We start from the raw sequence: 24,520 nt of genomic DNA, 5'->3' as shown, positions 1-24,520 counted from the left end.
GCCAATCTGAGCTAGTGTCTAACCGGTCCGGCGATCAGCTTTCCAGCTGACGCTCGACCCTGACCCGGTCGAAGACCTCGATCTGGTCACCGACCTTGACGTCGTAGCCCTTAACACCGATACCACACTCGATGCCCTTCTTCACTTCCTGGACATCGTCCTTGAAGCGGCGCAGGGATTCGAGTTCGCCTTCGAAGATCACCACGTTGTCACGCAGGACCCGGATCGGCTTGTTACGGTAGACGGTGCCCTCGGTGACCATACAGCCGGCCACCTGACCGAACTTCGGCGAGCGGAACACATCGCGCACATCGGCGATGCCCACGATGTCCTCGCGGAACTCCGGTGCCAGCATGCCGGTCAGCGCTGCGCGCACATCATCGATCATGTTGTAGATGATGCTGTAGTAGCGCAGGTCGACGCCTTCCTGTTCCACCAGTCGCTTGGCGGAGGCATCGGCACGGACGTTGAAACCGAAGAGTACGGAGTCGGTGGCCAGTGCCAGGCTGACGTCGGTTTCGGCAATCCCGCCCACGCCGGAGGACACGATCTTGACCTGGACTTCTTCGTTGCCGATTTCCTGCAGAGCCTTGGTGATGGCTTCCAGGGAACCGCGCACGTCGGTCTTGAGGACAACGTTGAGGGTCTTGACCTCGTCTTTGCCCATGTTCTCGAACAGGTTCTCCAGCTTGGCCGCCTGCTGGCGCTGCAAACGCTGCTCACGCTCGCGCTTCTGGCGGAACTCGGCCAGTTCCTTCGCCTTGCGCTCGTCCGCTACCACGAAGAACTCGTCGCCGGCGTCCGGTGTTCCGTTCAGGCCCAGGATCTCGACCGGAATGGACGGACCCGCTTCCTTCACCTGGTCGCCGGTCTCGTTCATCATCGCCCGGACCTTACCGAAGTAGGCTCCGGCCACGATCATGTCGCCCTGACGGACGGTACCGTTCTGGACCAGGATAGTCGCCACAGAGCCGCGACCTTTTTCCAGGCTGGACTCAACAACCACACCCGCACCCGGTGCGGTCGGCACGGCCTCCAGCTCGAGAATCTCGGACTGCAGCAGAACCGCTTCGAGCAGATCATCAATGCCCTGACCGGAATGCGCGGACACGGGCACGAACTGTACGTCGCCGCCCCAGTCTTCCGGAATCACGTCCATACCGGCCAGCTCGGTCTTGATCCGGTCCGGGTCCGCCTGTTCCTTGTCCATCTTGTTGATGGCCACAACAATCGGAACACCCGCGGAACGGGCGTGATCCACGGCTTCCTTGGTCTGCGGCATCACGCCGTCATCGGCCGCCACAACCAGGATAACGATATCGGTGCTCTGGGCACCGCGCGCCCGCATGGCGGTAAACGCCGCGTGGCCCGGGGTGTCGAGGAAGGTGACCATGCCCTGGTCGGTTTCCACGTGGTAGGCACCAATGTGCTGGGTAATACCACCGGACTCGCCAGCCGCCACCTTGGTGCGGCGGATGTGATCCAGCAGAGAAGTCTTACCGTGGTCGACGTGGCCCATCACACTGATGACCGGGGCCCGTTTGACCTTCTCACCCTCAAAGGAAATTTCGCTCAGGACTTCTTCCTCGAAAGCATCCTCGCTGGTGGTCTTGGGCTTGTGACCGAGCTCTTCAGTCACGAGCACAGCGGTTTCCTGATCCAGAGGCTGGTTGATGGTGGTCATGACCCCCATCCCCATCAGCGTCTTGATAACATCGGCCGCTTTTACGGCCATACGCTGGGCCAGGTCACCCACCGTAATGGTTTCCGGAATCTCTACTTCACGCACCATGGGTTTGGTCGGTTTCTCGAAACCATGCCTCTTCTGTTTGGGTTTCTTTTTCGCCCGCAGCGGTTTACGCGCGCCACCGTCGTCGTCCTCACTGAAGGACACCGGCTCGGCCGGACGGTTACGCGGTCCACGGTGGCCCGCCGATTTCTTCTTCGGCTTGCCATCGTCGCTGTCATCGGCGCGTTCGCGAGATTTATCCTTTTTCTTCTTCGCCTTGCGGTCTTTGCCACCATCAGCGTCGACCGGCGGTACCGGCACATCCTCGACAGGCACCGGCGCCTCGGCGTCCACCTCAGGCTCCTCTGCTTCCGGCTGTTCCGGCTCGGCCGGCGCCTGTTCCTCTGCAGCCGGGGCTTCAGCAGGACGTTCCTGCTCGGCGACCGGCGTTTCTACAGGGGCTTCCGGAGCCGCCTGGGGCGTTTCCTCTGCCACCGGCGCGTCTTCCTGCTCCGGCTGCTGCGTTTCAGTGCGCTTGATGTATGTGCGCTTCTTGCGAACCTCTACGTTGACCGTCTTGCCGCGTGTAGCGCCACTGCCACCGGTTTTCAGGGTGGTGGTGGTCTTGCGCTTGAGCGTGATCTTGCGCGGCTCGGCGTTGGCTTCGCCGTGGGTCTTGCGCAGGAAAGCCAGCAGTTGCTGCTTCTCATCACTGCTGACAGCGTCATTCTCAGAACGGGCTTTCAGGCCAGCCTCTACGATCTGGCGCAGCAAGCGGTCCACGGGAGCGCCTACATCATCGGCCAGCTGTTTTACGGTTACTTCAGCCATCTGGTCCTCCTCTCCCGATTATTCCTGGTCCTGGAACCAGGGCGCACGTGCGGTCATGATCAACTGGCCCGCACGCTCTTCGTCCATACCTTCGATGTCCAGCAGGTCATCCACGGACTGCTCTGCCAGATCGTCCATGGTCCGCACGCCCATACCGGCCAGCTTGAATGCCAGCGCACGGTCCATGCCGTCCATCGTCAGCAGATCTTCAGCCGGCTCGTTGCCCTCCAGGGCCTCTTCGCTGGCCAGAGCCTGATTGAGCAGGCGGTCCTTGGCGCGAGTACGGAGCTCGCTGACCATATCCTCATCGAATCCATCGATGGCGAGCATCTCGTCCATCGGTACATAAGCCACTTCTTCCAGGGTGGTAAAGCCTTCTTCGATCAGGACCCCGGCCAATTCCTCGTCGACATCGAGGTTCTCGGTGAAATGGTTCAGCAGGCGGTTGTATTCCTGCTCCTGGCGCTCGCCGGCCTCTTCCTCGGTCATGACATTGAGGGTCCAGCCGGTCAGCTCGCTCGCCAGGCGCACGTTCTGCCCGTTGCGACCGATGGCCTGGGCCAGGTTGTCCTCGGCGACCGCCACTTCCATGGTCTGGCGATCCTCGTCCATAACGATGGACGCCACTTCCGCCGGCGCCATGGCATTGATCACCAGCTGTGCCGGGTTGTCGTCCCACAGCACGATATCAACGCGCTCGCCGCCCAGTTCATTGGATACGGCCTGGACACGTGAACCCCGCATGCCCACACAGGCGCCAACCGGATCGATACGGCGGTCGTTGGTCTTGACCGCAATCTTGGCGCGGGAGCCGGGATCGCGGGCGGCGCCACGGATTTCGATCAGGTCCTCGGCAATCTCCGGCACCTCGATGCGGAACAGCTCGATCAGCATGGCCGGGTTGGTACGGCTCAGGATCAGTTGCGGCCCACGGTGGTCGGTCCGGATCTCGAGCAGCAGCGCGCGAACGCGATCGCCCATACGGAAGGTCTCCCGCGGAATCAACTGATCGCGCGGGAGCAGGGCTTCGGCGTTAGCACCGAGGTCCACAATCACGTTGTCACGGGTTACTTTCTTGACGGTACCGGAAATCAGCTCGCCGACCCGGTCGCGGTAGCTGTCGACGATCTTGGTACGCTCGGCTTCACGCACCTTCTGGAAAATAATCTGCTTGGCCGCCTGCGCGCCGATCCGGCCAAAGGCCACGGATTCGACCTTCTCTTCATGGACATCGCCCGGCTGGAGGCTGGTATCGATCTCCTCGGCCTCCTGCATGGTCAGCTCGGTACCCAGTGCGGGAACGGCCTCGTTGTCCACCACCAGCCAGCGCCGGAAAGTTTCATAGTCACCGGTGCGACGATCGATTTCGACGCGGATGTCCGCTTCCTCGTCTTCGTAGCGTTTCTTGGCTGCTGTCGCCAGGGCAAGTTCGATGGCCTCGAAAATGACCTCTTTTTCCACACCCTTCTCGTTGGAGACGGCTTCAACTACCAGCAAGATCTCTTTACTCATCAGATTGCCCTGCCCTTAACCCTTAGACTTGCAGTCAAACGAATTATTTAAAAACCGGAACGATGTTGGCTTTTTCGATACTGTCGATCGGAAGCAGATATTCGTGATCGTCCACGATCACGATGACGTCACTGCCCTCGACACCTTTGAGAAGGCCTTCAAACTTGCGGCGTCCCTCAAAGGCCATGCGCAGGCGGATTTTGACATTGTGCCCGGCCCAGGCTTCGTACTGTTCGAGCCGGAACAGAGGCCGGTCCATGCCCGGCGACGACACTTCCAGCGTGTATTCCGTCTGGATAGGGTCCTCAACGTCCATGACGCCGCTGACCTGGCGACTGACGGTTTCGCAGTCGTCCACGCTGACGCCGTTTTCCGCGTCATCTATAAAGATCCGGAGCATGGACTTGTGGCCCTGGGAGCGGAATTCAAGGCCCCAGAAATCGTAGCCAAGCCCTTCAATCACGGGACGCAGGATACTTTCGAGTTGCTTTACTTTGGCTGACAAGCTGTTGTCATCTCCACTCGTTTTCGTTCGGCACAAACAAAAAAAGGGCCTGTTATTCAGCCCTTTTTCGTGCAATCGGGCCTTGCGCCAGGCCCCTGAACCAAGAAGCCCCATCACGACACCGGGGCCTTCTGAAGTCATTACGTGCCAGAGGACGACTTCACCCGCGCCCTCTGCCGACAGACACCTGGCCTGCCTGAGCGGGCACGGCGCTGCCGATACCCACTGCAATAATCGCCGGAGTATAAGGACGCCGACAACACTGGTCAAGGACTGACCAAAAAAAACGGCTTGGAACTCCAAGCCGTTTTCTAAAATGGTGCCGAAGGCCGGACTCGAACCGGCACGGCTTGCGCCACTACCCCCTCAAGATAGCGTGTCTACCAGTTCCACCACTTCGGCAACAACCTTACTCAAGCTCGGGAAGCGAGGACTCGCTCCCGGCTTCAGACTGATCTTCACCCGCGCCTTCAGAAGGCTGGGAGTCTTCCAGCGCCGGGGCCTCATCGGAGGCTGCTGCGTCGCTGTCGTCAGACTGCTCCGCGGCCGGCGCCTGCTGGACGGTCGGAATACCCGCTTCGCCGGCCACTTCGGCCCGCTGCTTGGCAAACACCGCCAACGTAAAACTCGTTACAAAAAACAGGATCGCGAGAAACGTGGTCACACGGGTCAGGAAGCTACCACTGCCCTGACTGCCGAACACGGTCTGCGATGCGCCGCCACCAAACGCTGCACCCGCGTCGGCGCCCTTGCCCTGCTGAATCAGAACAAGACCCACCAGCGCCACAGCAATTACGACGTGCGCAACGACAACCAGCGTTTCCATCCAATCCATATCAAACTCTCTTAAACCGCCTTACAGATGGCCAGAAAATCCTGCGCTTTCAGGGAAGCGCCGCCAATCAATCCGCCATCAATGTCTGGCTGGGCAAACAATTCCGCTGCATTTGCCGGCTTGACGCTGCCCCCATATAACAGGCTCAGCTCATCGGCCGGCGCCCCCAGTTCCGCGAGCACTTTGCGCATCGCCTGGTGCACGCCCTGGGCATCTTCCGCTGTCGCTGTCTTACCGGTACCAATGGCCCAGACGGGCTCGTATGCGACAACGATCTGATTCCACTGCTCGCCGCTGACGGACTTGAGCGCTTCTTTCAGCTGCGCGCTCACCACATCAACTGCAAGCCCGGCTTCCCGCTGCTCCAGGGTCTCACCGACACACAGGATCAGGGCAATACCGCTCTCAACCCCCTGGACGATCTTGTCCGCAATAACCGCATCGGTTTCAGCGAACAACTCGCGACGTTCGGAATGACCCACAATAGCGTATTGACACCCGACATCCGCCGCCATGCGCCCGGACAGCTCACCGGTGTAGGCCCCTTCAGACCAGGGCGCAATATTCTGCACCCCAACCGGCGCGCTTCCCTGAAGAAGCGACTGCACGTCAGTGACGTACAGAGCGGGAGGAATAATAACAACCTCAACGCCATTATCAAGCGCGGACAAACCCTGCCGCACCTCGCCGACCAATTCTTTGGCCAACGTCCGCGAACCGTTCATTTTCCAGTTGGCGGCTACGATCTTACGTCGCATGAACATCCCTCATTCCAAGGGAGGGCGCACTATACAGGAGTCCTATAACGGACACAACCGAGTGACACCCTCATTTGCATTTTCAGGCGGCGGGCGCCTGCCTCACCACATCGGCGAGCTTCTCGGCCCACTGCCGCATTTGAGCCTCATCCTGCCCTTCGGTCATCACCCGAATCAACGGCTCGGTCCCCGAGGCCCGCAGCAGCACGCGGCCGGTTCCCCCCATGGCCGCCTCAGCCTCGGCGACAGCATCCACGATCGCCGGCCGGGACAAGGGGTCGAAACGCTCGTCGACGCGGACGTTGATCAACACCTGGGGCAGACGGGTCATCTCCCGACGCAGCTCGGCTACGGACCGGCCAGACCGCCAGGCCGCGAGCAACACCTGCAGCGCAGACACGATGCCGTCGCCGGTGGACGTGCAATCGCGCACCACCAGATGCCCGGAACCTTCGCCCCCGAGCTGCCAGTCGTTCGCCACCAGACGCTCCATGACGTAACGGTCGCCCACCTTGGCCCGCTCGAACGGAATACCACGATCCTTCAGCGCGAGTTCGACGCCAAGGTTGGTCATCAGGGTACCGACGACACCACCGCGCAGCCGGCCTTCAGCCTGCCGCTGGGAAGCGATGATAAAGAGCAGTTCATCGCCGTCGATCACGCTGCCGTCATGATCCACCATCATGACCCTGTCACCGTCGCCGTCAAAGGCAATGCCAATATCAGCCTGTTCGGCCTGAACCTTCTCCCGCAGCGCGTCCATGTGCGTGGAACCTACGTTCAGGTTGATGTTGAGCCCATCAGGCTGGTTTGCCATAACGCTGATGGACGCCCCCAACTCCCGGAAGACTTTGGGAGCCACGTGGTAGGTCGCACCGTGGGCACAATCCAGCACCACACGCAGCCCTTCCAGGGTAAACGCATTGGGCACCGTGCTTTTGCAGAATTCGACATAGCGCCCCGGGGCATCGTCAATCCGGGACGCCTTACCCAGCTCTTCCGGCTCACACACCTCGATCGCCCGGTCGAGCCAGGTTTCGATAGCCTCTTCGACGTCATCACTCAACTTAACGCCTTCGGCGGAGAAGAACTTGATGCCGTTATCCTCGTGGGGATTGTGCGACGCGCTGATGACGATACCGGCGGACGCCCGGAACGTTCGTGTCAGGTAGGCGATGGCCGGCGTTGGCATGGGGCCCAGCAGCGACACGTCGACGCCCGCGGCCGACAACCCCGCCTCCAGGGCGGACTCGAACATATAGCCCGACAAACGGGTGTCCTTGCCGATCAGCACACGATTGCGCTGCCCCTGCTTCTTGAAGACCTGCCCGGCAGCCCAACCCAGTTTAAGCATGAAGTCCGGGGTAATGGGGCCATCGCCCACACGCCCGCGGATCCCGTCCGTTCCAAAATATTTGCGTTCCGTCATTGAGCGACGTTCCTCAGTGCGGTGACCACTTTAACGGCATCCACGGTTTCCCTGACATCATGTACACGTATAATCGCGGAGCCCGACATGGCGGATATTGTCGCGACTGCGAGACTGGCAGGCAACCGCTCACTCACGTCCCGTCCGGTAATATCGCCCAACATGGTCTTTCTGGACATGCCCACCAACAGCGGATAGCCCAGCGCGTTCATCTGCTCCAGCCCGGCCAGCAGCTGCAGGTTGTGCTCCAGGGTCTTGCCGAAACCGAACCCCGGGTCGAGGATAATATTCTCTCCCCGAACCCCCGCCGCCTTGGCCTCGGCCACCCGATCCATCAGGAACGCGCTCACGTCCGCCACCACGTTATCGTAATGGGGCTGCGCCTGCATCGAGCGCGGCTGGCCCTTCATGTGCATCAGACACACGGGCAATCCGATTTCAGCCGCTGCCTCCAGGGCGCCATCCAGCTGTAAGGCCCGCACATCGTTGATCAACCCGGCCCCGCGGGCGGCGGACTCGCGGATCACCTCCGGCTGACTCGTGTCGACGGAGATCGCCACATCCAGACGCTCACGGATCGCCTCGACCAGGGGGCACACACGGTCCAACTCCTCCTGCACGGACACGTCCGCCGCGCCGGGGCGGGTGGACTCGCCGCCGATATCGATAAACGTGGCACCGTCACGAACGAAGCTCTCGGCCCGAACCAGCGCCGCATCAAGGCGATTGTAATTACCACCATCGGAAAAGGAGTCCGGCGTCATATTGACGATCCCCATCACATGCGACTGGGAAAGGTCGAGCTCATGACCGGCGAAATTCATCTTCACAGGGATACTCCTCTTCTGGTGGGACCCATGCCCGTGAGCGGGCACGTAAAACAAAAACGCCGTCCCGCGGGACGGCGTTTGCAACTGCTTTGGCGACCGGAGTCAGCCGGGGCGGCAAGCGTCTCAGTGCTCGCCGGCCGGACCTCCGATGCCTTCGCCGGGGCGACGCCCGTTGCCCGAATCGGAAGACGGGCTCGAAGCCGGTGCCACATCGTCGTCCGAGGCATTGCCACCGGCACCCGGGCCATTCCAGCCCTGCGGCGGCCGCGGCGTCTTGCCAGCCATGATGTCATCGATCTGGAAGCGATCGATGGTTTCGTAGCGCATCAGTGCATCAGCCATCATTTCCAGCTTGTCGCGGTTTTCGATCAGGATATTACGCGCCGTTTCGTAGCAGTCATCAATGATCGAACGTACTTCCTCATCGATACGCTGCGCCGTCTCCGGCGAGTAAACCGTCTGACTCTGGCCGGCCGAGCGGCCCAGGAACGGCTCTTCGCTGTCAGTATCGTACTGCAGCGGCCCCAGCTTCTCGGACAGCCCCCAGCGGGTCACCATGTTGCGCGCCAGACTCGTGGCCCGCTCAATGTCGTTGGAGGCGCCGGTGGTGACGCCGTCAAAGCCCAGCGTCAGCTCCTCGGCGATACGGCCACCGAACAGGCTACAGATCGAGCTGATCAGGTAGCGCTTGGAGTGACTGTACTTGTCCTCTTCAGGCAGGAACATGGTCACACCCAGCGCGCGGCCACGCGGAATAATCGTCACTTTGTAGACCGGGTCGTGCTCGGGCATCAGACGCCCGACAATCGCATGACCGGACTCGTGAAAGGCCGTATTCAGCTTCTCTTTCTCGTTCATCACCATGGACTTGCGCTCGGCGCCCATCATGATCTTGTCCTTGGCCAGCTCCAGCTCCTCCATGGAAACCAGACGCTGGTTACGACGCGCCGCAAACAGGGCGGCCTCGTTCACCAGATTGGCCAGATCGGCGCCAGAGAAGCCCGGCGTACCGCGAGCAATGACCTTCGGATCGATATCGTCGGCCAGCGGCACCTTCTTGAGGTGCACTTTAAGCACCTGCTCCCGGCCAATGATGTCGGGCAGGTTGACCACCACCTGGCGGTCGAAACGGCCCGGTCGCAACAGCGCCGGGTCGAGAACGTCCGGACGGTTGGTGGCGGCGATGACGATAACGCCCTCGTTGCCCTCAAAACCATCCATCTCAACCAGCAGCTGGTTCAGGGTCTGCTCGCGCTCATCGTGACCGCCACCCAGGCCGGCGCCACGATGGCGACCGACGGCATCGATCTCATCGATAAAGATGATGCACGGGCTCTGCTTCTTGGCCTGCTCGAACATGTCGCGGACACGGGACGCGCCGACACCAACGAACATTTCCACGAAGTCGGAACCGGAGATGGAGAAGAACGGCACCTTGGCCTCACCGGCAATGGCCTTGGCCAGCAGGGTCTTACCGGTACCCGGCGGGCCCACCATCAACACGCCTTTGGGAATGCTGCCACCCAGGCGCTGGAACTTGCTGGGATCACGCAGGAAGTCGACCAGTTCTTTGACGTCTTCCTTGGCTTCGTCGCAACCGGCCACGTCGCCGAAGGTGGTCTTGATCTGGTCCTCGCTCATCAGGCGGGCCTTGCTCTTGCCGAAGGACATGGGGCCCTTGCCGCCTCCGCCACCCTGCATCTGTCGCATGAAGAACACGAACAGGGCGATGATGATGAGGATCGGGAAAGACGCTACCAGCAACTGGGTCCAGATGCTCTGGCGGTCAGGCTCCTTACCCACGATCTCGACGTTGTTGGCCAACAGATCATCCATCAGCTTGTTGTCAGGCACCTGCGGACGGATTGTCTGGAACCGGGAGTTATCCTCGCGCACCCCCTGGATCTCCAAGCCATCCACCGTGACCTGCTTGACTTGTCCCTGCTGCACCATTTGCACGAACTGGGAATAATTTACCTGCTGACCACTCGTCGTCGGCGAAAAGTTTTGGAAAACCATCAGCAAGACGGCCGCTATGATCAGCCAGAGAACCAGATTTTTAGCCATATCGTTCAAGGATCGTCACCTGTGAATGTTTGGACCGCCCCGCAGCGCGATCCCTGGGGAAGAAGCCAGACTCATGGCCAAGCACTCCCTTTTACCTCAACCTTACATCAATTGTACGCCCCTTCACTAGGAATGGAGCTGCGTCGAGGCGGTCCGGACGGCAAAACCGCTCAGCCGTCCTCATCCGCCGCGAAAACCGCGACAGACCTGATAGACCTCCCGGGAGCGTGAACGTGACGCCCCCGGCTTACGACTCACAACAGAGCCGAAATTATCCTTCATATCCTTGAGAAGGGCGTCGAAACCCTCCCCCTGAAAAACCTTGGCGACAAACACGCCATCCGGCCGCAGCACCTGCTTGGCCATGTCCAGGGCCAGTTCCACCAAATCCATGGCTTTGGGAATATCCACGGCCGGCATACCACTCATATTGGGGGCCATATCGGAAATTACAACGTCGGCGCGCGCATCCCCGAGGCGATCGAGCAACTCGTCCAGCACCGACTGCTCGGTGAAATCGCCCTGAACAAACTCAACACCGGCGACCGGATTCATCTCCAGTATATCGCTGGCCAGCACACGGCCATTGTGGCCGACCCGCTCCATGGCCACCTGGGACCACCCGCCCGGCGCCGCCCCCAGGTCGACAACCATCTGACCCGGCTTGAAAAAGCGGTCCTTGTCGTCAAGTTCGATCAGCTTGTAGCTGGCCCTGGAGCGATAACCGTCCACCTGGGAACGCTTGACGTACTCGTCATCAAAATGCTCTTTCAACCAGCGCTTGCTGGACTTGGAACGCGCCAAACCTGACCTCCGAAAGCCGACACCGGAACCTTTACGAGCGCTAACATGCCCGAGACGGCCCTGATTCATAATACGTAGTGACGGCGATTCACCGCCCTTGGACGGACTGGTACACTTTCAGGATTATACGGGATCGGCCCAGCCCATGCCGCCCGAGAATTTTAAATCGCATTCATAAAGAGACTGAATTATGAGCCTGTCGCCCGAACAGCGCCGGGAGTACCGCGCCATTGCCCACCATCTCAAGCCTGTTGTCATGATTGGCGACAAGGGATTGAGCGAAGGCTTGCAGCAGGAACTGGAGCGCGCCCTGGACGACCATGAACTGATCAAGGTCAAAATCGCCAGCCCGGACCGTGACGAGCGCCGCGAAGCCATCGAAGCGCTGTGCCAGGAGTCGGGCGCCGAACTGGTGCAGATGATCGGCAAGATTGCCGTCATTCTCCGCCGCGCGGCCAAGCCGAACCCCAAGCTGTCCAACCTCCAGCGCCACAAAAACTAAGGCGCCCCGGCGCGCCTCTACAAGCGCCAGGCGGAATCAAAAAAGCCGGCATGTCGCCGGCTTTTTTGGGTGTGGCGGGTACGGATCAGAGGTGCTCGACACCTTCGATTTCGTACTCGACCGTGCCGGAAGGCACGCGTACCGCAACCACGTCCCCCTCGTTCTTCCCGATCAGGGCACGCGCAATCGGCGAGGTCACTGACAGCTTGCCGGCCTTGATATCCGCCTCATCCTCGCCACAGATCTGGTAGCGAACCTCTTCCTCGGTCTCCACATTGACCAGCTGCACAGTGACACCAAAGATCACCTTGCCGGTGTTATCCAGCTTGGTTACATCGATGATCTGGGCGGCAGACAGCTTGGATTCGATTTCCTGGATCCGGCCCTCAATGAAGCTCTGCTGCTCTCGCGCGGCGTGATATTCGGCGTTCTCTTTCAGGTCGCCGTGCTCACGCGCTTCGGCAATGGCCTCGATCACACGGGGACGATCTTCGGACTTGAGCTTCTGCAGCTCCTCCCGGAGACGCTCCTCGCCATTGACGGTCATCGGCACTCGGTTGTTCATAATCTTCAAATTCCTGCGTGTAAGTCCTGGAGCCGACGCACAGTCCGCTCCGGTCCGAATTTAATGGCGCGACAGAAGGCTTCGCCACCCGCCAGGGTCGTGGTGTAGGTCACCTTGTGCTGCAACGCAGACTGGCGGATCTGGGCGGAATCGGAAATCGCCTTGCGCCCTTCGGTTGTGTTGATGATCAACTGGATCTGATCGTTCTTGATGGCGTCGACAATGTGCGGACGGCCTTCGCGCACCTTGTTGACCCGCTCAACGTCGATGCCAGCTTCAGCCAGCGCCTTGGCGGTTCCGGTCGTGGCCACGAGACGGAAACCGGCGTCGATCAGGTCCCGGGCCACCGCCGCGGCTCCGGCCTTGTCGACATCGCGCACGGAGATAAACGCGGTACCCTTGGCGGGCAACTGGGTGCCGGACGCCAGAGACGCCTTGGCGAAGGCCTCATCGAAGCTGTCACCCAGACCCATCACCTCACCGGTGGACTTCATTTCCGGCCCCAGGATCGGGTCGACCGACGGGAACTTGTTGAACGGGAAGACCGACTCCTTCACGGCATAATACGTGGGCACCACCTCTTCCGTGAAGCCCTGCTCCTGCAGGCTGACACCGGCCATGCAACGGGCCGCCACCTTGGCCAGCGAAACACCGATCGCCTTGGACACAAACGGCACGGTGCGCGAGGCCCGCGGGTTCACTTCGATCACGTAGATGGTATCGTCCTGCCAGGCCAACTGGACGTTCATCAGACCCACCACTTCCAGTTCGATGGCCATGCGCTTGACGGTTTCGCGCATCTCGTCCTGGACGTCCTTGGGCAGCGTGTAGGGCGGCAGCGAACAGGCGGAATCGCCGGAGTGTACGCCGGCCTGCTCGATGTGCTGCATGATGCCGCCGATCACCACGTCCTTGCCGTCGGATACCGCGTCGATATCCACCTCGATGGCCGCGTTGAGGAAGTGATCCAGCAATACCGGGCTGTCGTTGGAGACCAGAACGGCGTTGCGCATGTAGCGCACCAGCTCTTCCTCGTCGTAGACGATTTCCATCGCCCGGCCGCCCAGCACGTAGGACGGGCGCACCACCAGCGGATAGCCGATTTCACGTGCTGCCATGACGCCTTCCTCGTGACTGCGCACGGTGGCGTTCCTGGGCTGTCGCAGGTTCAGGCGGCCAATCATCTGCTGGAAGCGCTCACGGTCCTCGGCACGGTCGATGGCGTCCGGGGTGGTGCCGATAATCGGCACGCCGGCCGCTTCCAGGCCACGCGCCAGCTTCAGCGGCGTCTGGCCGCCGAACTGGACGATCACGCCCGCCGGCTTCTCGATGTTCACGATCTCGAGTACATCTTCCAGGGTGATCGGCTCAAAGTAGAGGCGATCGGAAGTGTCGTAGTCGGTGGACACGGTTTCCGGGTTGCAGTTGATCATGATGGTCTCATAGCCGTCATCGCGCATGGCGAAGGCGGCATGGACGCAGCAGTAATCAAACTCGATGCCCTGACCGATGCGGTTCGGGCCGCCACCGATCACGACGATCTTCTTGCGGTCGGATGCTTCGGCCTCGCACTCCTCCTCGTAAGTGGAGTACATGTAGGCGGTATCGGACGCGAACTCCGCCGCACAGGTATCGACCCGCTTGTAGACCGGGCGGATGTCCAGATCGTGCCGATGCTTGCGCAGGCTCACCTCGGAAATGCCCAGCAGCTTGGCCAGACGCGAGTCGGAGAAGCCCTTACGCTTGAGACGGAACAGGGTGGCGTGGTCGATATCGGTCTTGCCGGCGGTCTTGAGCGCGGCCTCCTCCTTGACCAGGTCTTCAATCTGGACCAGGTACCAGGGATCCACATGCGTATGGCGATAGACCTCTTCCACGGTCATGCCGGCACGGAACGCATCGCCGATGTACCAGATACGCTGGGCACCGGGCACGTTCATTTCCTGGATCAGGGTCTCACGACCGTCTTCGGTCTCAACATCGACCATTTCCTCGAAGCCTTCGGAACCCACTTCCAGACCGCGCAGCGCTTTCTGCATGGACTCCTGGAAGGTCCGACCGATGGCCATGACCTCACCCACGGACTTCATCTGGGTGGTCAGGCGGGCGTCGGCCTGGGGGAACTTCTCGAAGGTGAAGCGCGGAATCTTGGTAACGACGTAGTCGATGCTCGGCTCGAACGACGCCGGCGTCACACCGCCGGTGATGTCGTTCTGCAGCTCGTCCAGGCTGTAGCCGACCGCCAGCTTGGCGGCGATCTTGGCGATCGGGAAGCCGGTCGCCTTGGACGCCAGCGCGGAGGAACGGGACACCCGGGGGTTCATCTCGATCACCACCATGCGGCCGGTGTCCGGGTGAATACCGAACTGGACGTTGGAGCCGCCGGTTTCCACGCCGATCTCACGCAGGACCGCCAGGGAGGCGTTCCGCATGATCTGGTATTCCTTGTCGGTCAGCGTCTGGGCCGGCGCGACAGTGATGGAATCGCCAGTGTGCACGCCCATGGCGTCGAAGTTTTCGATGGCACACACGATAATGCAGTTGTCGTTCTTGTCCCGAACGACCTCCATCTCGTATTCCTTCCAGCCGATCAGCGATTCGTCGATCAGCAGCTCGTTGGTGGGAGACAGGTCAAGACCGCGTTCGCAGATCTCCTCGAATTCCTCGCGGTTGTAGGCAATACCGCCGCCGGAGCCGCCCATGGTGAAAGACGGACGGATGATGCAGGGGAAGCCAATGTTGTCCAGCACCTGGAAGGCTTCTTCCATGGAGTGAGCCATGGACGCTCGCGGGCACTCCAGGCCGATGGACTTCATGGCCTTGTCGAAACGGTCGCGGTCCTCAGCCTTGTCGATGGTGTCGGCGTTGGCACCGATCATTTCCACGCCAAGCTCTTCCAGCACGCCGTGCTTTTCCAGGTCCAGAGCGCAGTTGAGCGCGGTCTGGCCGCCCATGGTCGGCAGCAGGGCGTCGGGGCGCTCTTTCTCAATGATCTTGGCGACCGTCTTCCAGGTAATCGGCTCGATGTAGGTGGCGTCGGCCATGGCCGGGTCGGTCATGATCGTGGCCGGGTTGGAGTTCACCAGGATGACCCGGTAACCCTCTTCTCGCAGCGCCTTGCAGGCTTGCGCCCCGGAATAGTCGAATTCGCACGCCTGCCCGATAACAATGGGTCCGGCGCCCAGGATCAGAATGCTCTTGATGTCAGTACGTTTTGGCATTTCTCAGTAAACCCGTCAGCAGCTTGATTCAGTCTTCAGCGAGGGCCGCGCCCGCCGGCGCGGCATGGCAGGTGCTTCAGGAGCCCTGCGTGGCTGCCCTCTGATCCATCAGGCGGATAAAGGCATCGAACAGCGGCGCCACATCATGCGGCCCCGGGCTGGCTTCCGGGTGCCCCTGGAAGCTGAAGGCCGGACGATCGGTCCGGCGAATGCCCTGCAAGGTGCCGTCGAACAGGGATTTGTGGGTCATCACCAGGTTGTCCGGCAAGGTGGACTCGTCCACCGCAAACCCGTGGTTCTGGCTGGTGATCATCACCGTACCGTCCTCCAGGTTCTGCACCGGATGGTTGGCGCCGTGATGGCCGTGGCCCATTTTCAGGGTCTTGGCACCGCTGGCCAAAGCCAGCAACTGATGACCGAGACAGATGCCGAACACCGGCAGCTCGGTTTCGAGAATCTCGCGGATCGCCTCGATGGCGTAGTCGCAGGGCTCCGGGTCGCCCGGGCCATTGGACAGGAACACGCCGTCCGGCTTCATCGCCAGCACCTCGGCGGCCGGCGTCTGCGGCGGCACAACCGTGATATCACAACCCCGGCTGGCCAGCATGCGCAGGATGTTGTACTTGATGCCGTAATCGTAGGCGACAACCTTGAACCGCGATGCGCCCTGCTCACCGTAGCCATCCGCCAGGGTCCAGTCCGTCTGACTCCACTTGTAGGAGGTGGTGCTGCCCACTTCCTTGGCCAGATCCATGCCCTTGAGCCCCGGAAACGCCCTGGCCAGCTCCAGCGCTCGCTCTTCGCTCGCGTTCTCGCCGGCGACGATGGCGCCGTTCTGGGAACCCTTGTCACGCAGGATGCGGGTCAGTCGGCGGGTATCGATGCCGGCGATTCCGATGCGGTTGCTGTCCTTCAGGTACTGGTCCAGGGTCTTGGTCTGGCGCCAGTTGGAAGCGAGGAGCGGAAGATCCCGGATAATCAGGCCGGCGGCCTGGATGTCGGCGGATTCGATGTCTTCTTCGTTGACACCGGTGTTGCCGATGTGGGGATAGGTCAGGGTGACAATCTGGCGGGCATAGGACGGATCGGTAAGAATCTCCTGGTACCCGGTCATGGCCGTATTGAAGACGACCTCGCCACTGGTTTCACCATCGGCGCCGATGGCGATTCCTTTGAACAGGCTTCCGTCTGCGAGGGCAAGGATTGCTGGTGTACTCAAGGCTTGTATCCTCATCGAGTGGCGTATCGTAAGTTCCGGATCAGGTCTGACCCTCTCGCGGGCAAGAGCGACGACCCCAACGTCACGAACAGGAACGCAAGCGCAAATTCAGGTCGCAAAAAAGCGAGAGGGAGATAGCACTCCGTCCCGCTTCTTTGTCTGCCAGTGAAGATGGCGTGCGCTTCCCTGGCTCTTTAAAAATTACGCTTGGTGCAGCTAAACCGCCTTATTATAAAATCCGGGCACCTCAATGTCCATTGAAAAGCACCACCGGACGCCCCGACACCAGGTCGACAGGCATCCGTGATAACCGGCACCCGTCTCGTTCAGCCACACTCCCTTCAGGACCCCTTCAGGCCCAGCACGTCCTGCATGTCGTACAGACCGGCCGGGCGATCCTGGAGCCACTGGGCCGCCCGCACCGCGCCCTTGGCGAACGTCATACGGCTGCTGGCCTTGTGGGTCACCTCGACTCGCTCACCGATACCGGCAAACAGGACCGTGTGATCCCCGACCACATCGCCACCGCGAATGGTCTCGAAGCCGATCTCGTGACGCGGGCGCTCGCCGACGAAACCTTCACGGCCGTAGACGGCGCATTCCTTCAGATCGCGCCCCAGCGCATCGGCCACCACTTCCCCCATACGCACCGCGGTGCCGGACGGGGAATCTTTCTTGTGCCGATGATGCGCCTCGATGATTTCCACATCGTAGTCGTCACCGAGAGCCTGGGCCGCGGTCCGCAGCAGGTTGAGCACGACGTTCACACCCACGCTCATGTTGGGCGCAAACACCACCGGAATGGCGTCCGCCGCCTGGGCCAGCTCGGCCCGCTCGGCCTCGGTCATGCCCGTGGTGCCGATCACCATCGTCTTGCCGTGCTCATTGCAGAAGCGGGCGTTGTCCAGCGTCAGATCCGGGAAGGTGAAATCCACCAGCAGATCGAAGGCATCCCGGACGTCGGCCAGACTGGACGCCAGCGCCACGCCGTTGCGACCAATACCGGCCACTTCGCCGGCATCGGCGCCCACCAGGCTGCTGGCCGGATCGACGATCGCCGCCCCCAGCTCCAGGCCGTCCGCCTCATCGACCGCCTCGATCAGGACTTTCCCCATGCGCCCGGCGGCGCCGATGATTGCTACCTTCATGCTGCCTTTCCCTAGAATTTCATTTCGTCAAAGAAGCTCTTCACACCCTCGAACCAGGAGGTCTTGCGCGGCGCGTGGTTGCTGCCACTCTGCCCGTCCAGGGTCTGCTGGAACTCCTCAAGCAACTCTTTCTGGCGCTTGGTCAGCTTGACCGGCGTCTCCAGGATCACCCGGCACAGCAAATCGCCGGCCGGCCCGCCGCGCACCGGAGTGACGCCCTTGTTGCGCAAGCGGAACAGTTTGCCGGTTTGCGTCTCCGGCGGGATCTTGAGTTTGACCCGACCATCCAGCGTGGGCACTTCCAGCTCCCCACCTAGGGACGCATCCACGATACTGATCGGCACCTCGCAGTACAGATTACGACCGTCGCGGGTGAAAATGGAATGCTCGCGCACGGAGACCTGGACATAAAGGTCGCCGGCCGGACTACCGTCAATGCCCATTTCGCCCTCACCGGACAAACGGATACGGTCGCCGGTGTCGACACCCGGCGGCACTTTTACCGACAGGGTCTTGGGTTGCTCGAGACGGCCGGCGCCCCGGCACTTCTTGCACGGATTCTTGATAACCTTGCCCGACCCCCGACAGGTCGGACAGGCCTGCTGGACCGCGAAGAATCCCTGCTGCATGCGCACCTGACCGATACCACCGCAGGTACCGCAGGTTTCCGGCTGACTGCCTTTCTCGGCGCCGGAGCCATCACACTCGTCGCATTCGACGTGTCCCGGCACATTGATCTGCACGGTGGTGCCTTTCACCGCCTCTTCCAGATCCAGCTCCAGGGTATAGCGCAGGTCCGCCCCACGGTTGCTGCGACCGCGGCCGCCCCCGAAGATATCGCCAAAGACGTCACCAAAGATATCAGAGAAGCTGGCGCCACCGCCGCCGAAGCCGCCACCACCGGCCTGGCCGTCCACACCGGCGTGGCCGAACTGGTCATACGCGCTGCGCTTGCCCGCATCGGCCAGCACTTCATAGGCTTCGCTGGCTTCCTTGAACTTGTTCTCGGCCTCCGTGTCATCCGGATTACGGTCCGGATGGTATTTCATCGCAAGCTTACGATACGCGCGCTTTATTTCCTTGTCGTCCGCATCCCGGGAAACTCCGAGAACTTCGTAATAATCGCGTTTGGCCATGACTGATACCTGTTGCAGACCCCGGCCTCACCGGGATCTTGTGACTGCCTATTCCCATTGCCCCCGGCGCACGCTGGCCACCGGGCACAATTTCTCAAACCTTCAAACGCGCAAAACGCGGGGAGATGAATCCCCGCGTTTTGCGGCTAGCGGAAGACGTTGCGCTTAGCGCTTGTCTTCATCTTTCACTTCTTCGAACTCAGCGTCGACGGCGTCGTCGCCGCTGGACTGGGCCTGCTCACCCTGGGCGGCGCCTTCGGCACCTTCCTGAGCGGCCTGGTCGGCGTACATCTTCTGGGCCAGTTCAGAAGAGACCTCGGTCAGCTTCTGGGTCTTGGCCTCGATGTCGTCCTTGTCGTCACCCTTCAGCGCCTCTTCCAGCTCGCTGATCGCGGTTTCGATGGACTCTTTTTCCTGCTCGTCGACCTTGTCGCCGGCTTCGCTCAGGGTCTTGCGTACGGCGTGAACCATGCCGTCGCCCTGGTTGCGAGCCTGGATCAGCTCCTCGAACTTGCGATCCTCTTCGGCGTTCGCCTCAGCGTCGTGGACCATCTGATCGATCTCGTCCTCGCTCAGGCCGGAAGAGGCCTTGATCACGATGGACTGCTCTTTACCGGTGGCCTTGTCCTTGGCGGACACGTTCAGGATGCCATTGGCGTCGATGTCGAAAGTGACCTCGATCTGCGGCACACCGCGCGGCGCCGGCGGAATGTCGGCCAGATCGAAACGGCCCAGCGACTTGTTCTGGGTCGCCTGCTTGCGCTCACCCTGAACCACGTGGATGGTCACGGCGGTCTGGTTGTCATCGGCGGTCGAGAAGGTCTGCGACTTCTTGGTCGGGATCGTGGTGTTCTTCTCGATCAGCGGCGTGGCCACACCACCCATGGTTTCGATACCCAGGGTCAGCGGGGTCACGTCCAGCAGCAGAACGTCTTTCACGTCACCGGACAGAACCGCCGCCTGGATGGCCGCGCCCATGGCAACCGCTTCGTCCGGGTTCACGTCCTTGCGCGCGTCCTTGTTGAAGAAGCTCTTAACCTTCTCCTGGACTTTCGGCATACGGGTCTGACCGCCCACCAGAATCACTTCGTCGATCTCGGAAGCGTCCACACCGGAATCCTTCAGCGCGACCTTGCACGGCTCGAGGCTGCGGTCGACCAGGTCTTCCACCAGCGCTTCCAGCTTGGCGCGGGTCAGCTTCAGGTTGAGGTGCTTGGGACCGCTCTGGTCCGCCGTGATGTACGGCAGGTTAACGTCGGTCTGTTGACTGCTGGACAGCTCGATCTTGGCTTTCTCGGCCGCTTCCTTCAGACGCTGCATGGCCAGGGAATCGCCGCGCAGATCGATACCGCTGTCCTTCTTGAACTGATCCGCCAGGTACTCGATGACTTTCAGGTCAAAGTCTTCACCACCCAGGAAGGTGTCACCGTTGGTGGCCAGCACTTCGAACTGGTGCTCACCGTCGACATCGGCGATTTCGATGATGGAGATATCGAAGGTACCGCCACCCAGGTCGTAGACAGCAACCGTGCGATCACCGCCCTTCTTGTCCAGGCCGTAGGCCAGGGCCGCCGCGGTCGGCTCGTTGATGATCCGCTTGACGTCCAGACCGGCGATCTTGCCGGCGTCCTTGGTGGCCTGACGCTGACTGTCGTTGAAGTAGGCCGGAACGGTGATGACCGCTTCGGTGACTTCTTCGCCGAGGTAGTCTTCGGCGGTCTTCTTCATCTTCTTCAGCACTTCCGCGGAAACCTGCGGCGGTGCCATCTTCTTGCCCTTCACCTCAACCCAGGCGTCACCGTTGTCGGCCTTGGCGATCTTGTAGGGCACCATCTTGATGTCTTTCTGGACAACGTTGTCCTCGAAGCGACGACCGATCAGTCGCTTGATGGCATACAGGGTGTTGTCCGGATTGGTGACGGCCTGACGCTTGGCTGACTGGCCGACCAGCGTTTCACCGTCTTCGGTGTAAGCGATGATGGACGGCGTGGTGCGATCGCCTTCCGCGTTCTCGATGACCTTGACCTTGTCACCATCCATGATGGCTACACAGGAGTTCGTGGTCCCCAGGTCGATACCAATAACTTTGCTCATTGATTGACTCCAGTTCCTTTAGTTGCCGAATCTGCCTGATTCGCAATGGTTCATTCTGTCTTTGGCTCGGCTTGTCGAGCGTTTACTGCCTATATTGGCTCGGTAAGCGCGTTTTCAAGCCTGCTCGTCGATTTTTGCGCTGTCGTCAGGACGTGCCACGACCACCATGGCCGGGCGCACCAGACGATCGTTCAGGGTGTACCCCTTCTGGATGCAGGACACCACGCTGTTGGGCTCCGCATCCGGCGCGGGCACCATGGACATGGCTTCGTGGAGCTGCGGATCGAACGGCTCGCCAACGGGATCAACGGCCTGCACGTTGAACTTCTCGAGACTGCTGCGGAACAGACTCAGGGTCATTTCCGCCCCCTCGCGAATGGAGGCAACCACGTCGTCCGATGCCGACTTGCCCTCGGTGCTCTCGACGGCCTTTTCCAGGCTGTCGATCACCGGCAGCAGTTCCTTGACGAACTTCTCCAGCGCGAACTTGCGCGCCTTCTCCACATCGATGTCCGCGCGACGACGCACATTCTGCATTTCCGCCTGGGTGCGCAGGACCAGGTCCTTCTGCTCGGAAAGCTGGGCCTGAAGGGCTTCAACCTCGCCCTGCCCCTCGGCGACGGGCTCTTCGGTCGGCGCTTCAGTCGCCTCGGGTGCCTCGTTCAGCTCTTCCTCAACCTGCTCGTTGCGGGATTCATCTGCGCTCATCAGTCACTCCTGATCTATCTGCAAAATGGCGGCATGCCGCCCTTCTTGACTAGCTTGCCGGGGATATGGGGATCACCCGTGAGGACTTCAACCACTTTGGCGAGATTACTTGCAGACTGAACAAACACTGTATATATTCACAGTCACTGTATGAATTAACAGTGACAACGCATCCAACCAGACTTCACCGCGCCATTCAGGGCGCACACGATCCGGGAGGGCTTCATGCTGAACCAACTGATCGTCGCCAACTACGCCATTGCCGAGCGCGTTGAACTGCGGTTCCGCCAGGGCATGACCACGCTGACGGGAGAAACCGGGGCGGGCAAGTCCATCGTCCTTGACGCCCTCGGCCTGGTCCTCGGCGGCCGCGCAGACGCGGGCGCCGTGCGGCACGGAGCCAAGCGGGCCGACATCACCGCCCGCTTCGACGTCAGCCGGATTCCCGAAGCCACCGACTGGCTGGAAGCCCACGACCTGGACGACGAGCATGAGTGCATCCTGCGCCGCGTGATCAGCAAGGACGGTCGCTCACGTGCCTATATCAATGGCCAGCCCTGCCCGCTGGCCGACCTGCGCCAGCTTGGCGGCATGCTGATGGACATCCACAGTCAGCATCAGCATCAATCCCTGCTGCAGAAAGACACCCACCGCAAACTGCTGGATGAGTTCGCCGGCGCCGAGAAGCTTGCCGAGTCCACGCGAGACGCCTGGAAAGCCTGGCAAAAAAGCCGGCAGCGGCTCACCGAACTGCGCAGCAACCGCGACGAGAATGAGGCAAAACTGCAATTGCTTCGCTATCAGGTGGAAGAGCTGGACCGTCTGGCGCTGGCCGAAGGCGAGCTCGACGATCTGGAGGCGGAACAGGCCCGGCTGGCCCACTCCGAAACGGTTCTGCGCAACTGCCATCAGGCCGCCCAGCTGTGCAGCGAAGAAGAGCCCAGCGCAGCGTCACTGATTCAGCAGGCCCTGCAGCAACTGGAGCAGCTTCCGGTGGACGTCCCGGCTCTGGCCGACACCCTGCAGATGCTCAACGAAGCCCAGATCCAGATTAACGAGGCAGGTAACAACCTGCAGCATTTCGTGGAAGATTACGACGCCGACCCGGCTCGCCTGGAAGAGGTGGAAGGTCGCCTGAGCACGGTCTACGAACTGGCCCGCAAACACCGGGTCGGCCCCGAGCAGCTGCTGGAACTGCACCGGCAACTGCAGGAGGAACTCGCGCAACTGGACGGCGGCGAAGGCAGCCTGGAGCAGTTGGAAGCTGAAGTCGACGCGTTCCGGCAGACCTGGCAGGAACAGGCGGACGCGCTGACCGCAAAACGCGAAGACGCGGCCGCACGGCTGGACACACGCATTGCCGAGGAACTGGCGTCGCTGAGCATGCCCTCGGTGCAGTTCGTCACCCGGCTCGCGCGCCAGGAATCGGACACCCCAGCCGCGGTTGGCAACGAGGACATCGAATTCCTGATCAGCGCCAACCCGGGGCAGCCCGCACGGTCACTGAGCAAGGTGGCCTCGGGCGGCGAACTGTCCCGGATCAGCCTGGCCATCCAGGTCGTCGTGGCCCAGACCTCAACAATCCCCACCCTGGTCTTCGACGAAGTCGACGTGGGTATCGGCGGCGGCACCGCCGAAGTGGTAGGCCTCCTGCTGCGACAGCTCGGCACCAACGGCCAGGTCCTGTGCGTGACCCACTTGCCCCAGGTGGCCGCACAGGCTCACCAGCACCTGTTCGTCAGCAAGTTCAGCGAGCGGGACGCCACCTTCTCACGTATTGAAACACTCAACGACGACGGTCGCGTCCGTGAGGTCGCCCGCATGCTGGGTGGCGTGGACATGACCGACCAGACCCTGGCCCACGCCCAGGAGATGTTCCAGAAGGGGCAGGCCGTTCACCACTGAACGGAACGGCTTGACCCAAACAGGAACTGATAGCGGCACTGTGGCGCCCGCAGCACCACGGCGCTCACACTGACATTTCCCCCACGCTCAACCCCGAGCGGATTCCGAGGCAGGTTTTCCTGCCTCTTTTTTTTATTGCACGTCCCGATGACTGAAACAAAAACGCCCCCGAAGCGGAACTTCAGGGGCGCTGGCATGCCTGACACGGAAACCGGAAGCGCTGATCAGCTCTTCTTGGCCGGTTTTACGTACAGGATCAGACTGTGATCAACAAGCTCGTACCCGTGCTCTTCGGCGATCTTGCGCTGCCGTTCCTCGATGACCTGATCAACAAATTCGACCACTTCACCACTTTCGGTACAGACCATATGGTCGTGGTGATCTTCCCGCGCAATTTCGAACACGGCGTGACCGCCCTCGAAATTGTGCCGCAGGACGAGGCCCGCCGCCTCAAACTGGGTCAGGACTCGATAAACGGTCGCCAGACCGACGTCATCACCGGCTTCGAGAAGTTTCTTGTAAACATCTTCTGCACTGAGATGATGTTCATCGGATGCTTTCTCAAGGATGTTGAAAATCTTGACCCGAGGCAGGGTCACCTTGAGGCCAACCTTGCGTAATTCAGCGTTTTCGGATGACATGCTGGTGTTTCGCTCTTTGGTGATGTGTCTGCTTCCGTTATGATAGCCAGCCAGACGGTTACCGGCCATTTCCAGGGCCGC

At 61.1% G+C, this 24,520-nt stretch carries 19 protein-coding genes and 1 tRNA gene; 2 read left to right on the top strand and 18 right to left on the bottom strand.

Going from position 1 to position 24,520, the window contains the following annotated elements; genetic code table 11:
* Window positions 1-34: 34 nt before the first annotated feature.
* The 10 genes from infB to rlmE form a co-directional block, all read right to left on the bottom strand.
* Window positions 35-2,560, bottom strand: coding sequence for a translation initiation factor IF-2 (infB, locus tag DKK67_RS03370; protein WP_111494383.1), 2,526 nt, complete (start codon window positions 2,558-2,560; stop codon window positions 35-37).
* A gap of 18 nt (window positions 2,561-2,578) precedes the next feature.
* Window positions 2,579-4,072 carry a transcription termination factor NusA gene (gene nusA, locus DKK67_RS03365; protein ID WP_111494381.1) on the bottom strand — a complete coding sequence of 498 codons (1,494 nt, stop codon included), beginning with the start codon at window positions 4,070-4,072 and terminating at the stop codon, window positions 2,579-2,581.
* Window positions 4,073-4,115: 43 nt separating this feature from the next.
* Complete coding sequence (gene rimP, locus DKK67_RS03360) at window positions 4,116-4,577, bottom strand: ribosome maturation factor RimP (protein ID WP_111494379.1); 462 nt, start codon at window positions 4,575-4,577, stop codon at window positions 4,116-4,118.
* Window positions 4,578-4,894: 317 nt separating this feature from the next.
* Window positions 4,895-4,979, bottom strand: a tRNA-Leu gene (locus DKK67_RS03355).
* 7 nt (window positions 4,980-4,986) lie between these two features.
* Entirely contained in the window at window positions 4,987-5,412 is a 426-nt protein-coding gene (secG, locus tag DKK67_RS03350; RefSeq protein WP_111494377.1) for a preprotein translocase subunit SecG, read from the bottom strand.
* 11 nt (window positions 5,413-5,423) lie between these two features.
* Window positions 5,424-6,170 (bottom strand): triose-phosphate isomerase, encoded by a 747-nt coding sequence (gene tpiA, locus DKK67_RS03345; protein WP_111496749.1) that lies wholly within the window; start codon window positions 6,168-6,170, stop codon window positions 5,424-5,426.
* 82 nt (window positions 6,171-6,252) lie between these two features.
* Window positions 6,253-7,599: a phosphoglucosamine mutase gene (glmM, locus tag DKK67_RS03340; protein ID WP_111494375.1), complete on the bottom strand. Its 1,347-nt coding sequence runs from the start codon at window positions 7,597-7,599 to the stop codon at window positions 6,253-6,255.
* On the bottom strand, window positions 7,596-8,423 hold the full coding sequence (gene folP, locus DKK67_RS03335) for a dihydropteroate synthase (protein WP_204355719.1): 828 nt from the start codon (window positions 8,421-8,423) through the stop codon (window positions 7,596-7,598). Before folP ends, glmM begins: the two co-directional genes overlap by 4 nt.
* 129 nt (window positions 8,424-8,552) lie before the next feature.
* Window positions 8,553-10,505, bottom strand: a complete 1,953-nt coding sequence (ftsH, locus tag DKK67_RS03330; protein ID WP_228160498.1) for an ATP-dependent zinc metalloprotease FtsH — start codon at window positions 10,503-10,505, stop codon at window positions 8,553-8,555.
* Between the two features lie 171 nt (window positions 10,506-10,676).
* On the bottom strand, window positions 10,677-11,300 hold the full coding sequence (gene rlmE / locus DKK67_RS03325; protein WP_111494369.1) for a 23S rRNA (uridine(2552)-2'-O)-methyltransferase RlmE: 624 nt from the start codon (window positions 11,298-11,300) through the stop codon (window positions 10,677-10,679).
* A gap of 190 nt (window positions 11,301-11,490) precedes the next feature.
* Here rlmE and yhbY point away from each other — a divergent pair, with 190 nt between their 5' ends.
* Window positions 11,491-11,802 carry a ribosome assembly RNA-binding protein YhbY gene (yhbY, locus tag DKK67_RS03320; RefSeq protein ID WP_111494367.1) on the top strand — a complete coding sequence of 104 codons (312 nt, stop codon included), beginning with the start codon at window positions 11,491-11,493 and terminating at the stop codon, window positions 11,800-11,802.
* 85 nt (window positions 11,803-11,887) lie between these two features.
* Here yhbY and greA read toward each other — a convergent pair whose 3' ends face one another.
* The 7 genes from greA to grpE form a co-directional block, all read right to left on the bottom strand.
* On the bottom strand, window positions 11,888-12,367 hold the full coding sequence (gene greA, locus DKK67_RS03315) for a transcription elongation factor GreA (RefSeq protein WP_111494365.1): 480 nt from the start codon (window positions 12,365-12,367) through the stop codon (window positions 11,888-11,890).
* A gap of 5 nt (window positions 12,368-12,372) precedes the next feature.
* The gene (carB, locus tag DKK67_RS03310; RefSeq protein ID WP_111494363.1) at window positions 12,373-15,588 is read right to left on the bottom strand and encodes a carbamoyl-phosphate synthase large subunit; all 3,216 of its coding nucleotides are present in this window, start codon (window positions 15,586-15,588) and stop codon (window positions 12,373-12,375) included.
* Between the two features lie 76 nt (window positions 15,589-15,664).
* Window positions 15,665-16,807 (bottom strand): glutamine-hydrolyzing carbamoyl-phosphate synthase small subunit, encoded by a 1,143-nt coding sequence (gene carA / locus DKK67_RS03305; protein WP_111494361.1) that lies wholly within the window; start codon window positions 16,805-16,807, stop codon window positions 15,665-15,667.
* A gap of 341 nt (window positions 16,808-17,148) precedes the next feature.
* Window positions 17,149-17,955, bottom strand: a complete 807-nt coding sequence (gene dapB / locus DKK67_RS03300) for a 4-hydroxy-tetrahydrodipicolinate reductase (protein ID WP_111494359.1) — start codon at window positions 17,953-17,955, stop codon at window positions 17,149-17,151.
* 11 nt (window positions 17,956-17,966) lie between these two features.
* The gene (dnaJ, locus tag DKK67_RS03295) at window positions 17,967-19,091 is read right to left on the bottom strand and encodes a molecular chaperone DnaJ (protein WP_111494357.1); all 1,125 of its coding nucleotides are present in this window, start codon (window positions 19,089-19,091) and stop codon (window positions 17,967-17,969) included.
* Between the two features lie 165 nt (window positions 19,092-19,256).
* A complete protein-coding gene (dnaK, locus tag DKK67_RS03290; protein ID WP_111494355.1) occupies window positions 19,257-21,185 on the bottom strand; it encodes a molecular chaperone DnaK in 1,929 nt (642 codons plus the stop codon).
* Window positions 21,186-21,299: 114 nt separating this feature from the next.
* Window positions 21,300-21,893, bottom strand: a complete 594-nt coding sequence (gene grpE, locus DKK67_RS03285; protein WP_111494353.1) for a nucleotide exchange factor GrpE — start codon at window positions 21,891-21,893, stop codon at window positions 21,300-21,302.
* Window positions 21,894-22,118: 225 nt separating this feature from the next.
* Here grpE and recN point away from each other — a divergent pair, with 225 nt between their 5' ends.
* Window positions 22,119-23,798 carry a DNA repair protein RecN gene (gene recN, locus DKK67_RS03280; RefSeq protein WP_111494351.1) on the top strand — a complete coding sequence of 560 codons (1,680 nt, stop codon included), beginning with the start codon at window positions 22,119-22,121 and terminating at the stop codon, window positions 23,796-23,798.
* Between the two features lie 224 nt (window positions 23,799-24,022).
* On the opposite strand, the gene fur is transcribed toward recN, so the two are convergent.
* Window positions 24,023-24,439 (bottom strand): ferric iron uptake transcriptional regulator, encoded by a 417-nt coding sequence (gene fur, locus DKK67_RS03275; protein ID WP_111496748.1) that lies wholly within the window; start codon window positions 24,437-24,439, stop codon window positions 24,023-24,025.
* Window positions 24,440-24,520: the final 81 nt, after the last annotated feature.

Source organism: Marinobacter bohaiensis, assembly GCF_003258515.1.
Lineage (GTDB): Bacteria > Pseudomonadota > Gammaproteobacteria > Pseudomonadales > Oleiphilaceae > Marinobacter_A > Marinobacter_A bohaiensis.
This window is presented reverse-complemented; position numbering and strand designations above follow the sequence as displayed.

Excerpts from the sequence above, each read along its gene's own strand:
- infB (WP_111494383.1), bottom strand. The coding sequence starts at position 2,560 with ATGGCTGAAGTAACCGTAAAACAGCTGGCCGATGATGTAGGCGCTCCC.
- dapB (WP_111494359.1), bottom strand. The coding sequence starts at position 17,955 with ATGAAGGTAGCAATCATCGGCGCCGCCGGGCGCATGGGGAAAGTCCTG.
- dnaJ (WP_111494357.1), bottom strand. The coding sequence starts at position 19,091 with ATGGCCAAACGCGATTATTACGAAGTTCTCGGAGTTTCCCGGGATGCG.
- carB (WP_111494363.1), bottom strand. The coding sequence starts at position 15,588 with ATGCCAAAACGTACTGACATCAAGAGCATTCTGATCCTGGGCGCCGGA.
- yhbY (WP_111494367.1), top strand. The coding sequence starts at position 11,491 with ATGAGCCTGTCGCCCGAACAGCGCCGGGAGTACCGCGCCATTGCCCAC.
- greA (WP_111494365.1), bottom strand. The coding sequence starts at position 12,367 with ATGAACAACCGAGTGCCGATGACCGTCAATGGCGAGGAGCGTCTCCGG.
- fur (WP_111496748.1), bottom strand. The coding sequence starts at position 24,439 with ATGTCATCCGAAAACGCTGAATTACGCAAGGTTGGCCTCAAGGTGACC.
- recN (WP_111494351.1), top strand. The coding sequence starts at position 22,119 with ATGCTGAACCAACTGATCGTCGCCAACTACGCCATTGCCGAGCGCGTT.
- nusA (WP_111494381.1), bottom strand. The coding sequence starts at position 4,072 with ATGAGTAAAGAGATCTTGCTGGTAGTTGAAGCCGTCTCCAACGAGAAG.
- dnaK (WP_111494355.1), bottom strand. The coding sequence starts at position 21,185 with ATGAGCAAAGTTATTGGTATCGACCTGGGGACCACGAACTCCTGTGTA.
- grpE (WP_111494353.1), bottom strand. The coding sequence starts at position 21,893 with ATGAGCGCAGATGAATCCCGCAACGAGCAGGTTGAGGAAGAGCTGAAC.
- folP (WP_204355719.1), bottom strand. The coding sequence starts at position 8,423 with ATGAATTTCGCCGGTCATGAGCTCGACCTTTCCCAGTCGCATGTGATG.
- secG (WP_111494377.1), bottom strand. The coding sequence starts at position 5,412 with ATGGATTGGATGGAAACGCTGGTTGTCGTTGCGCACGTCGTAATTGCT.
- tpiA (WP_111496749.1), bottom strand. The coding sequence starts at position 6,170 with ATGCGACGTAAGATCGTAGCCGCCAACTGGAAAATGAACGGTTCGCGG.
- glmM (WP_111494375.1), bottom strand. The coding sequence starts at position 7,599 with ATGACGGAACGCAAATATTTTGGAACGGACGGGATCCGCGGGCGTGTG.